Source organism: Ensifer sp. Root1252, assembly GCF_001425885.1.
In the GTDB taxonomy this organism is placed as follows: domain Bacteria; phylum Pseudomonadota; class Alphaproteobacteria; order Rhizobiales; family Rhizobiaceae; genus Ensifer; species Ensifer canadensis.
Genome location: NZ_LMDT01000043.1, coordinates 1 through 12042 on the forward strand (window position 1 = coordinate 1; position 12042 = coordinate 12042).

The window sequence follows — 12042 nt, forward strand, 5'->3', positions numbered from 1 at the left end:
CGGATCGTAGTAGCGGGTGATGACCGCGCCCGAATAGGCGGTGCCGCCATCGAGCCGGATGCCGAAGCCGGTTGCGCCGCGATAGGCAGTGATGCGGCCTTTCAATAATTTCAGTGGCTTACCGTTTGTGGATGGGCACTAGCTAGTCGCTCATGGCCATAACGTGCTCGACCGATCTTGCTGTTTTGGTCTAGATCGCCGAAAGGTCCTAACGACCGCAGGGCAGCCGGGCACGTGCCAGCCAGGTGTTGTTCATCGCGCCTCCGGGGATTGACAGCGACTGCATAGGTAATGTTATTACATCATCATCGGAACCGTAACGTAAATCGGCGGCGACCAAGTCGGCGTCGGAAGGACTGAAATTTCGCTCGGATGCGCCCTCCCCCTCCCACCCTTCGACGGAAGCAGTCGATGAGGTCAGCAAGCTTTCAGCGAAGGTCACGACCCTTCGCGCCGAACGTCGCCCTTCGGGAAGACAATGCGACGCTGCGGCTGGAAAACACCCTGCTAAGGTCGACAACCAGCTTTTGCACGACGAGATCGTGCCGCTGAAGAACCGACCGCCCCGACCGCCGTTTCTACCGTCAATCCCTTGCTACGTCCTTCGATAACTTAAACTTAAGGAAAAATCGCTTGATCAGACGGATACTTTGACTTCCAAACGATTACTCTGTTTGCAAAGGAAGCAGAGCTCGCTATGCACGGGCGCGGTCAGCCCCGCGAAAATGATTGCCCCGTCGTAGGGCATCACAATGGCGCTGCCGTCGGCACGCTTTCCGATGATCGCGCCTTCAGTGACCGGTTCGCCAGCCGTAAACTGCTTTACCAGATGATCCTCTTCATGATCGGCGAGAACGGCATCGCAAATTTCCAGCACATACGGTGTTGCGGTTTCCGGCCCCTGATCAGCAATCAGCCCGAGAGATGCCATGCCATTGACGATGCAATCATAACCGACCTGCGGCCCCTTCGGATCCAGATGCTGGCCGCATTCAACGGTAACGCCGTAGCCACCGGCAAAGCGCATGTATTCCGTGGTGCCGATACCATGCAGCGATGAAAGGCCTTCGGCTACACCTGCATCGCGTTTCTGTTTCAGTGCTTTTTCGTGTGCAGGCAGCCAGCCATGCACGACCAGTGGAAGGGCAAGTGCCCGGGCCAGTTTTGCTTCTGCTACTTCATGGGCGAAGGGTTCAAGCGAGCCTTGATTATCCTTCGGCCCGATCAAGGCGAAAGCTTCCCCTTGCGAGCTGAATGAATGCAGATCGATCAGCACATCATGGGCACGCAGCAACGGGCACAGGATATTGGCCACCCGATCTTCGTTGTCCTGCGGGATGGCGCTCTCCGAAAGATCGCGATTGAAATTGCGGTCTCCCATGCGTTCATTTTTACGAAAAGCGAGCCCGTTTACCACCGGCACGAATGTAACCTGACCGCGCTCGAGCTCTCTTTGGCCGATGCGGAATTCATTGATCAAACGGTTGATCGCATAGGGACCGGCAGGCTCATTGCCATGAACAGAACCCGTGACGATCAGACGAGGACCGGGCTCCATGCCGTGGAAAGTGACACTCTCAATGGATTTGGGGGGGGCAATAACAAGAGGAGCAAGCGATGTGGCCGGATCATCAATCGAAGTAATATCAACGACCATGCCGGGACGAACGCGCCGTGCGAGTTCCATCAGATGATCATGTGCGACCACCACACAACCGGCCGTGCCGCTATAATCCGGCCGTGCCGTGTGGATAAAAATTGCAGACCCCCCGCGGGCTTCGCGCAACGCGTCATTCCAGCCGACAGGAATGATCAGATCAAACAATCTCTCGCCGCGTCGTGAAGCCTGTGTTTCGTCCGTTTCAAACACCAGCTGATTATAGAAGGGACTGTCGGCATCTTCTACCCAGCGATAATTTTCAGGCTTGGGCAAGAACGGGAAATCGAAACTGCGTGGTTCGTCACCGAAAACGGTTGGATCATAAAAACCATAACGCAGGGGGTGGCGCCCCCGCGGGGTTTTACCATCGCCTTCGCGTTTCATTTGCGGATCCACCAGTCCGTTGCGGCCGATGGCGCATTTTACGGTCCAGTCATCAATGGCTAGAAAACCGATATGCGGGTTTTGCGGATCCTGTCCTGTGCGCACGACAATTGTGGGCTGCTCGAGGGTTCCGACCATAAACGGGTTTTGATGCATGGATTTATTTAGCCTGCTCTAACAAATGACAACGGGCGCGGTGGAACCGATCACCGGGCGAATTGGTAAATGGGGGGATATCGCCCACGCGGCACTTATCAAATGCGGAGGGACAACGCGGATTGAAAGCACAGCCCGGCGGGGGATTGAGCGGCGACGGTGCTTCACCCTGCATCCGGCACTGGCGCGCTGTGGGCGCCAACGGATCAGGAATGGAAGCGATCAAAGCCTGCGTATAGGGATGCAGCGGATGGGTGAAAATATCACTCCATGCCCCCTCTTCGACGATGCGTCCCAGGTACATTACGGCAATACGATCGCTCATATGTTCGACGACACCAAGATCGTGCGAAATCATCAAAAGCGCGATACCGAGTTCGTCCTTCAATTCCAGCAGCAAGTTGATGATCTGCGCGCGGATCGACACATCCAGGGCCGAAACAGGCTCGTCGCAGACAAGCAGCTTCGGTTTAACAATCAACGCCCGCGCGATACAAATACGCTGTCTCTGGCCACCGGAAAATTCGTGCGGTCTGCGATCTGCCGCTTCAGGTTTCATGCCGACCTTGGCCAACATGTCGATCACACGCGCTTCCACCTCGGCGCTGTCTTTCACGCCATGGAGGCGCAAAGGTGCGGCAAGGGCCTCTCGCACAGAACGCCGCGGATTGAGCGAGGCAAAGGGATCCTGGAATACCATCTGCACATTACGCGCCTGGGCGAGCGGGTCGCTTTTAACTGCTGTCGGCACATCCTGCCCCGCCACATGCACGGAACCGGACGTGATGGGGACAAGCCCCATGATGGCGCCGGCAAGCGTGGATTTGCCACAGCCGCTCTCACCAACCAGGCCGAGGCATTCGCCTGCCTTGATAGAGAGATCAATTCCATTCACAGCCTTCAGTGTCTTTTTCCGGAAGCCTTCGCGAACAGAATAATGGATTCGCAGATCGCGAATGGTGAGCACTTCGGCAGTGTTGCCGTTGTTGTCGCGAGCTGTCGGTGTCAAGACGATGATCTGTTCAGTCATGATGGAAACACCTAATCGAACCCAGCTCTTCAAGGGGGGCCGCAGGCGGCATCATCGCCCGACATTCATCGGTGACACGCGGACAGCGCGAAGCAAAGCCGCACCCGATATCCCGTTCCGTCAGGCCAGGAACGACCCCCTTGATCTCGACCAATCGGGACCGCCCCTCCTGCAGCCGACGGCCAAGGCGCGGCAACGAACCGACGAGCCCATGCGTATAAGGGTGGCGCGGATCGGTGAAAATCTCACTGGCGCGACGCTGTTCCACGATGTGGCCGGCATACATGACCGCCACCCGATGGCACATGCGTGCGACCAGCCCCAGATCATGCGAAATCATCAGGACCGCCGTTCCCCGGGCTGTGCACAGATCGAGTATGAGTTCGACAATCTCGGCCTGAATAGTCACGTCCAGTGCAGTTGTCGGCTCATCAGCAATCAGCAAGGCCGGATCGCAGGCCAGCGCAATCGCAATCATCACACGCTGGCGCATGCCACCGGAAAGCTGGTGCGGATAGTCCTTGATACGCCGTTCCGGGCTTGGAACCTGCACCTGTTCCAGCGCCTCAATGGCTTTTAGCCGGGCCTGGCGAACGCTCATGCCTTCATGCAGCACGAACATTTCGCCGATCTGGTCGCCGATAGTCATCAGAGGATTAAGCGACGTCATCGGCTCTTGAAAAATCATGGCCACGCGGTCGCCGCGCAGACGTCGCAGGTCCCTGTTGGACAAGCGATTGATATCCTGCCCCTCCAGGAGTACCCGTCCCTGCGTGACGTGCAATGGCTCGCGCAGCAAACCCGCAATCGTCAAGGCACACAGGCTCTTGCCGCAACCCGATTCTCCGACAAGCCCGAACACTTCACCGGCTCGAATAGAAAAATCGATTTGGTTCACAGCGGGAAAGTCCTGTCCCTTGGCACGCAGTGCTATCGAAAGATTTTCGACTTGTAGAATGGAACTGTCAGTCATCACCGTTTGGCCCTCCCGTGCGGATCGAGCAGGTCGCGCAAGCCGTCACCCAGCATGTTGAAGCCGAGAACGGTGATGAAGAGGGCGAGACCCGGGAAGATCGCGACCCACGGCGCGACCATGAGCTGCTCACGGGCACGCGCGAGCATGCCTCCCCAACTCGGTGCGGGCGGAACAACACCCAAACCCAGAAACGACAGGGATGCTTCGGCCATGATGGCCGATCCGATGCCCATGGTCGCCACCACAATGAGTGGGCCGCCGATGTTCGGCAGGATTTCGCGCAGCATGATGTAGAATTTGCCGAAGCCGAGGGTGCGGGCTGCCTGTACGTAGTTCTGTGATTTTTGGGTCAGAACCTGCGCCCGCGAAATGCGACAGCTATAGGCCCAATCCGTCAAACCAAGGGCAATCAGCAGGCTGGGCAGACCGGGGCCAAGAACCGCCATGAGAGCCAAGGCAAACACAATGGTTGGAATGGATAGCATCAGATTTGTCAGGCCCTGGACGAACTCGTCCCACCAGCCGCCGACATAGCCCGCGGAAAGACCCAGCAGAACGCCTATGCAGGTATTCATCGTCTGGACCGCAAGACCGATCATGATCGAAATACGCGCACCATAGGCAATGCGCGAGAAAATATCCCTGCCCTGCTCATCGGTGCCAAACCAGAACTGTGCGCTTGGTGCCTCTTCGGCATAGAGAAGTTTGGAGTCGGAAACCGGATCGTAGTGGGCAATCCATGGCGCAAACAGTGCAACCAGAATAATGGTCACGAAGATTGTGAGCCCGATGACAAGATTGGAGCGAAACATCAGTGCTGCCTGTCCTGTTCAAAATGTTCGTTTGCTTGCAAGAAACGCTTTTCCATAGGCGTTCAGCGATATCGAATGCGCGGGTCGATCACGAGATAGGCGATATCGACAAGCGTGTTGATGATCAGGAAGAAGAGCACGATCACGAGAATGCAGCCTTGAACCGTCGGTATGTCGCGCATCGAAACAGATTGCGTCAAAAGCGAACCGATACCCGGCCAGGCAAACAGGTTCTCAATGACGACCGACCCACCCAGCATCGAGCCGAATTGCAGGCCGATTGTTGTCAGCACCAGTACAAAGGCATTGCGTGCCATATGCTTGGTAACGATGCGGAATTCCGAATTTCCTTTTGACCTGGCGGTACGGACGAAATCAGCATTCATGGTCTCCAGCACAGCCGCCCGGGTCGTGCGCGCCAAAAGGGCCATAGGGGCGATTCCCAGGGTCAAAGCAGGCAGCACCAGGTTTCTGAAATTGCCGCTGCCATAGCCAAAAGTAGGCAGCCAGCCAAGCTTCAGCGATATGAAATACATGGCCAGCAAACCGAACCAGAAACTGGGCAGCGAGAGGCCGGACACAGCTGTGATCATCGCGGTTGTATCGAGCCAAGTGCCCTGCCGCACAGCTGCCAGGAAGCCCAGCGGCAGACCGACGATCATGGCAAAGGCAATTGCTGCAACAGCAAGTTTGAACGAAGCGACGATACGACTGGAAAGCATAGCGGTGACAGAACGCTGTGTGGAAAAGGAGGTGCCGAGATCACCCGTTGCGAGCCCGCCAATGTATTTTCCGAACCGCTCCAACAACGGATCTTTCAGGCCTAGTTCTTTTTCGATCCGTTCGGCAACGGTAGGGTCAATGTCGCGTTTGTCACTGGAAAGCGAAGACACAAATGTGCCGGGCATAACGCTGAATAGGAAGAAGATCAGCGTTATTGCAGCAAAAACCGTGACCAGAGATTGCAGCAGTCGCCTGCCAATCACCATCAACATAAGAGTATCCATAAATCGCGTTGGCTCGAAAGCTGACAAAAGCGGCCCGTGTTGCGGCTGCTCGGGAAATCTGCCCCGTCGGGAATGTTGAGCGCGGGATTTTCCAGCTTGTTTGAACGATATTCCGGCAGTCGACACAGGGCCTAACTGCCGGACCGACCCAGTTAACGGCCAGGCGCGTTATCGTCGAGCCAAAGCGAATCCACTTCAATAATCGCAGCTTCGGTCACATTGGCATCAACTCCGTGAATCCACGGCTGGGTCGCGACGACTGCTTTATTGTAGTTGTTGAACCAGACAGGCGCCTTCTCAAAAATATAGGCATCCGCCTTCTTCAAAAGTTCGATTCGCTTGGCCGGATCGGATTCAGCCGAGGCTGCATCCAGAACTGCGTCATAAGCGGGATCCTTGAAGGCACTGCGGTTGCAACCTGAACGGCTTACGCGGCTGTCAAAGCAGCGCAAGGCGGTGAGTGGATCAGGTCCGGTGCCCGCGGAACGAAACCACGCCATGGCCGATCCCTGATTCATTTCATCAACCAGCGTGTTGGAATCCACTACCTTGGCCTTGGCAGTGATGCCGACCTCCTTGAGAAACGGCATCATGGCTTCCAAAACACCAAGGCTCGCCGTCCCCTCCGTTACTGATATTGTAACTTCAAAGCCATCAGGATAACCGGCTGCTGCCAGCAGTTCCTTTGCTTTCGCAGGATCATACGGATATGGCGCGCGATTTTTGTCAAAGGCCGGGGATGTTGCCGGTAGCCAGCCCGTTGCTTTATAGGCTTTGTCTTTGAGAAGTTTGCGGATGATGATGTCGCGGTCTACAGCGTAGTTGATCGCCTGACGTACGCGCGCATCGTCAAATGGCTTCTTTTCCGTGTTGAAGCCCATATGGCGCGTAAATACTTCGGAAATTTCAAGCAGACCCTTGGAAAGATCCGGATCAGCCTTGTAGAGCACATAGGCGTTCTCAGACAGAACCGTAGCATCCAGTTCGCCAGCGCGAAATGCCATATCCAGGGCGCTGTTGTCGCCGGATATGGTAAAATCCACAGCATCAGCATAGGGCTTACCCTGCTTGTAATACTTGTCGAATTTCTTGCCGGAAATTTTAGAACCTTCGACATGATCTTCAAAGGCAAATGGTCCGAGCCCAACCGGATGGGTCAGGAAGTTTCCGCTTTCGACTTCTTCTTTCGGCAGAATAGCTGTGATCGCTTCGAAGAATTGCGTACCGGGATCGACAAGGTCCTTGAATGTCAGCGAGAAAGTGCGGTCATCAAGCTTTTTCACGCCGCTGATTTCTTTAGCTTCGCCCTTGGAATATTCCTGCGCCCCAACGAGCGTGCCGACCTGTACCGCACCTGGATAACCCTTTTCCGGGTCCATGACGCGCGTGTAGGACCAGACCACATCATCTGTCCTCAGCTTGCGTCCGTTGTGGAAATAGATGTTGTCAAAAAGCTTGTACGTGAACGTTTTGCCGTCTTCACTGGTTTGAACCAGTTCGGCCAGGTCAAGAGCTGGCGCATTCTTGGCAGAATCCCACGTATAAAGGGAACGGTGAAACGCTTTGGAGACGACCATGTCCTGCGAGGTGTACGTCGCATGCGGGTCGAGACTTTTGAGGGCCGCGCCATAGGGTGCTGCCAGGTGCAGCGTACCGCCAGGCGTGGGTTCAGCTGCCCAGGCCATGCTTGCAGGAACAGCCCCTGACAGGGCGGCGGCAAGGAATGCAGCTTTCACAATCGAGCGATAGTTCATGTTTTCCCCTTTTCGTTGATCGGCTTCTGATCGCCGGCTTATGCTTGGAAGGCATGTCGATAGAAGAGCTGAGCGAAATTGGGCAGGAAGCTCTTATCGGTCGCTGACCATTCCCCGTCGCACATCACACAGAGAACAAAGCTTTTGCCATCCGGTGTTTCCCCATAAACCAGATCATGCCTGGTCCACGATGTATGCCCGGCTTTCGACCAGGTCATTACGTCCCGCGGCAAGCCTTCGACCAGAAAACCCAGGACCTGGTCGCCGGCTGGATCAGCATCATTTGGATGACGCTGGAACTCACGGTTCATCAGACCCATCATCCAGTCGGAACGCGCACGCGCACCACGTGCGATATCGTGCATCAAAGCGGCTGCGGATAGTGCCGTGAGAAGATTTCCGTTTTTGCCATTGCGAAATTGCTTGGCGCGGCCGTAGGGGCTGTCCTCATAAGTGCCATGCAACACATTGATGCCCGCAAATTCCGAACGGTTCTGTGACTGAAACCATTGCTGAACACGGTGGCGGGCCGCACACCATTCCTCCAGCGCTTTGCCTTGCAAGGGCGCGCCATCATCGGCGCCGGTCAATCTCCCCACGAGATAGACCGTCGCCTCATTGGAGGAAATGGCCATCATTTGCTCGGCGGCGCGGTCGTCTTCCGTATGTTCGGCCAAGAGCCCCTGTTCTCGGAAAGAAGCCAAGGCATCCAGAAAGAACAGCTTCACAACACTTGCCGGATAAACCGGCTTCGTTGCCTGATGTCCGAACCATGGCAAATTCAGGAATTCGCCGGGATCGGCCAAACGCAGGGGCGCATCATAAAGACAGGCAGCAATGCCAACGCGGCTCTCGTCAAGCGCGCCATTTGTCATGGATAAGGCTTGTGCAAGCGCGTGCGCCGCCGGATGTGCCTGTGAAACTGGGACCGTGACGTTCATTTTTGTTCCCTTGTTTTGCGCAAGTTAGCCAAGGAATTTTGCTCTTTGATATAGAAATGTCGTTTGAACTTCATGCAAATGCGATATGAAGTGCCGTAGAAACTCCTCAACCTTGGAAGTTGAAGGCGGGATTGAGCAACAATCATATCAATTTGCGTCAGGTGGAGATTTTTCGCGCCACTATGAAATTCGGCACCGTCACAGCGGCGGCCGCCGCCCTTGGTTCTTCGCAACCAACCATTACGCGCGAGTTGTCGAGACTGGAGAAGCACATAGGCTTCCCCCTGTTCGAGCGACGTCTGCAGAGATTGGTGCCCACAGCCAAAGCACTCAAGCTTTTCGAGGAAGTGCAGGCGTCATTCATCGGCCTGGACCGTATCAACGGATTTATCGTTCGCTTGCGTGATGCATCGGAAGAAGTGCTGACAGTCGCTTCTCTGCCCGCTTTTGCACAAACCATCCTACCCGAGGCGATTGCGCGCCTGAATGCCGCCCAACCAGGACTGACATTGCAGATCAGCACTGTTGATCCCCGTAACCAGTCAAGCGTTTCCGGCTATAATTTTGATATTGGTCTAATCGAGGACATCTATACACAAAGAGATGCCGAATCGCGCGTCCTATGGGTATTCAAGCTTGTTGCCATCATGCCGTCGGATCATCCTCTGGCACAACGTGACCATCTTGAGCCTCACGATTTCGAGGATATCAACTTTATCAGCTTGGGTTCGCAAGACCCTTATCGCCTGAGTGTGGAACGCGTTTTCGATATGGCCGAGACAAAAAGGCGAATGTTTTTGTCATCTCAATCCGCCAATAGCGTGTGTGAACTGGTGCTAAAGGGACTGGGTGTTTCAATTATAAATCCACTCACCGCTTTAAGTTATGAGAAACACGGCCTGGTTTTGAAGCGCTTTTTGCCTGCGCAGGATTTTGTCCTGTCCGTGTTGCGTCCGATCAATCGCCCTGTCATTGCCAGTTCAGATGCGTTGTTGTCGCATTTATCCCGGATATGTGCGGAAGCGCATCAGACATTGGTCCAAAAGAACCTTGAATAGATGGAGGGTGTTGCCGCCGTGCACGCGACTATTGTCGATCATTTCCTTCTCCGGCGACCCCACCTCGAAAACCCTCGCATTTCAACGCGATCCTGTGATCTTGGAGTTCGCTGCGACGACGATATCAACGCCACCCGGTTGTATGGAGGTGATTAGCTAGGGCTCGCATTGTTCTCGCGTTTACTCCAGGCACTGGGAAAAGAGACCATATAGGCACAAACCGGCCGCCCCTTACCAGCTGATGCGGGACGCTGAGAAAGGGTATCGCCGCCACCGTGCCGACGTATGCGCCTCAGTCAAGACTCTTCACGCCGCAAATATCCAACACCCCGAATGACGGCGTCTGTAAGAGCTAACTCATATTTCTGCTTTCGGCCCTTAGCGGTCGTGATCGCTTGCCGCGAATCACGCAGCTCGCTAGGTAATAACTGCAGGCTCGACCCAAGCCTCCCCCCTCCTTTCGGGAAAGCATCGCACATGTAGGGTTGAGGCTAAATCATCGGACCATCTGTTCGAGCATCGCATTAGGAGGGGTTGCGTTTCGGCTCGCAATGGAGGTCTTTGATGAAGCTTTCTGCACCGATATTTCAACTTAAACGTCGGGCCAAGTTGATGGCACGCAGTAACAACGTTCCCCTGAACGAAGCATTAGACCAGATTGCGCGAGAAGAGGGGTTTGCAAGGTGGAGCCTGCTGTCGTCTCGGATGTCTTCCGGGACGCTTTCCGGAACGATACTGTCGCGCCTGGATAACGGCGACCTGCTGCTACTCGCGGGTCGTCCTGGGCATGGCAAGACCACACTCGGTCTTCAGCTTCTGATTGACGCAGCCCGAGATGATCGCAGGGCGTCGTTGTTCACATTAGAATTCACAGAGCAACAGGCCAGGAAGCACCTCAGAACACTAGAAGTGGATGGTGGCAGTGTTGCCGATGGAGTGCAGGTTGTTACCGCTGATGAAATCAGTGCGGACTACATCATCCAGTACATGTCGGGATCGGAGCCGGGAACAGTTGCTGTAATCGACTATCTTCAGTTACTCGATCAGCAGCGGAGCAAGCCTGTTCTTTCCGAACAGGTACAGACCCTCGGAGATTTCGCGCGACGATCCGGTGTTGTTCTGGCGTTCATTTCGCAGATCGACAGGTCGTTTGACACCGAAAGCAAACGCCTTCCCGACATTCGCGATATTCGTCTTCCAAACTTTGTCGATCTCGGCCTTTTCAACAAGGCATGCTTCCTTCACAACGGCGAAGCGCAGCTACAAGACGTCGCCTGATTGCTTGCCGTGACCTTATCTGGTCGCGGCAAGTCTCCTCTAAAGTCCGCTCCTGACGCGATTCGGCCGAGGCGGTCGTCGCTGTTCGGCCCAGAGCGGCATCGAACTCGCTAGCGGGTAGTCGACGTTCACTCAAGCGACCGCCGTCGTCTTCGGTTGAACTGTCTTCCGCAAACTCTCAAGCTGCGCGGCGTACGAACGTAAGGCATTTATAGGGAACAGGGCCATCAACTTGCTCTGATTCGGAAATCGCAAATTTATCGTCAGGTATGAGGGGAAAATGGCGGTCGCCGCCGAATGGCGCTTTGAGCACAGTCAGATGAATACGATCCGCAAGCGGAAGAAAAAGCTCGTAAACCTGTTGGCCTCCCCCGATGGTGATCTCCGAACCCGGCAAGGCTGAGGCAAGCGAAAGAGCCTCCTCGACGGACACAGCAGAATGTACGTTGGGTGTATCATCTGCAGCCGTGCGGGAGAGCACGATGCAATGCCTTCCTGGAAGCGGCCGGGGAAGCGACGCATAGGTCATACGCCCCATGATCAAAGCCTTGCCCATTGTCAGTTCCTTGAAGCGCTTTTGTTCTCCGGGAATATGCCACGGAATCTCGTTGCCGCGCCCAATTGCACGGGCGGCATCCATTGCTGCGACAAGAACGATTGGCTTCATGGCTGTCCCTTCCTACGTCCCGTGCCCGTTGGGTCAAGACCGTTTTAGATTCCGTACTTGGCTGCAACGGTCATGACGGCTATTGGCGCGAAACTGCCGGGCATCGTTGTTCCGCTGACCCATCATGAGGTCGTCATGCCACATCCCATTCACGAAAGCAGTTTCCCGCTCTCGTCCTTCGACCACGAAACCGCATTTCTCACCCGTTGGCGAGGCCTCGTCGGTTCCTTTGACCGCCCTTCGCTGAAATCCGCCCTGCGACTGGCCGTTCGCGCCAGTGCACGGCCGCGGCAACGCAAGAGCAAAAAGGCGGTGACGG

General features: G+C 55.4%; 10 protein-coding genes and 2 pseudogenes. 3 read left to right on the forward strand and 9 right to left on the reverse strand.

What is annotated here, in order from left to right; genetic code table 11:
- Positions 1 to 637: 637 nt before the first annotated feature.
- From ASD02_RS37650 to ASD02_RS30330, 7 genes are all read right to left on the reverse strand, one after another.
- Entirely contained in the window at positions 638 to 2200 is a 1563-nt protein-coding gene (locus ASD02_RS37650; protein ID WP_057217839.1) for a succinylglutamate desuccinylase/aspartoacylase family protein, read from the reverse strand.
- Positions 2201 to 2204: 4 nt separating this feature from the next.
- Entirely contained in the window at positions 2205 to 3230 is a 1026-nt protein-coding gene (locus ASD02_RS30305) for an oligopeptide/dipeptide ABC transporter ATP-binding protein (RefSeq protein WP_025429750.1), read from the reverse strand.
- Positions 3223 to 4203, reverse strand: coding sequence for an ABC transporter ATP-binding protein (locus ASD02_RS30310; RefSeq protein ID WP_057217841.1), 981 nt, complete (start codon positions 4201 to 4203; stop codon positions 3223 to 3225). Before ASD02_RS30310 ends, ASD02_RS30305 begins: the two co-directional genes overlap by 8 nt.
- Complete coding sequence (locus ASD02_RS30315; protein ID WP_025429748.1) at positions 4203 to 5021, reverse strand: ABC transporter permease; 819 nt, start codon at positions 5019 to 5021, stop codon at positions 4203 to 4205. Before ASD02_RS30315 ends, ASD02_RS30310 begins: the two co-directional genes overlap by 1 nt.
- Positions 5022 to 5080: 59 nt before the next feature.
- Complete coding sequence (locus tag ASD02_RS30320; protein WP_025429747.1) at positions 5081 to 6013, reverse strand: ABC transporter permease; 933 nt, start codon at positions 6011 to 6013, stop codon at positions 5081 to 5083.
- A 164-nt stretch (positions 6014 to 6177) separates the two neighbouring features.
- Positions 6178 to 7779 carry an ABC transporter substrate-binding protein gene (locus ASD02_RS30325; protein ID WP_063978394.1) on the reverse strand — a complete coding sequence of 534 codons (1602 nt, stop codon included), beginning with the start codon at positions 7777 to 7779 and terminating at the stop codon, positions 6178 to 6180.
- 38 nt (positions 7780 to 7817) lie between these two features.
- Positions 7818 to 8720 carry a serine hydrolase gene (locus ASD02_RS30330; protein ID WP_057221543.1) on the reverse strand — a complete coding sequence of 301 codons (903 nt, stop codon included), beginning with the start codon at positions 8718 to 8720 and terminating at the stop codon, positions 7818 to 7820.
- A 131-nt stretch (positions 8721 to 8851) separates the two neighbouring features.
- On the opposite strand from ASD02_RS30330, the gene ASD02_RS30335 reads away from it, so the two are divergent.
- Positions 8852 to 9778 (forward strand): LysR family transcriptional regulator, encoded by a 927-nt coding sequence (locus tag ASD02_RS30335; protein ID WP_025429744.1) that lies wholly within the window; start codon positions 8852 to 8854, stop codon positions 9776 to 9778.
- 564 nt (positions 9779 to 10342) lie between these two features.
- Positions 10343 to 11056 carry a DNA helicase gene (locus ASD02_RS30340; protein WP_057217845.1) on the forward strand — a complete coding sequence of 238 codons (714 nt, stop codon included), beginning with the start codon at positions 10343 to 10345 and terminating at the stop codon, positions 11054 to 11056.
- 178 nt (positions 11057 to 11234) lie between these two features.
- On the opposite strand, the gene ASD02_RS30345 is transcribed toward ASD02_RS30340, so the two are convergent.
- Positions 11235 to 11723 (reverse strand): dihydrofolate reductase, encoded by a 489-nt coding sequence (locus ASD02_RS30345; RefSeq protein ID WP_057217847.1) that lies wholly within the window; start codon positions 11721 to 11723, stop codon positions 11235 to 11237.
- A 33-nt stretch (positions 11724 to 11756) separates the two neighbouring features.
- Positions 11757 to 11924: pseudogene (locus tag ASD02_RS40130) on the reverse strand (GNAT family protein); the annotation flags it as partial.
- Here ASD02_RS40130 and ASD02_RS39440 point away from each other — a divergent pair.
- A pseudogene (locus ASD02_RS39440) lies at positions 11916 to 12042 on the forward strand (integrase); the annotation flags it as partial. The pseudogenes ASD02_RS40130 and ASD02_RS39440 sit on opposite strands and share 9 nt — an antisense overlap.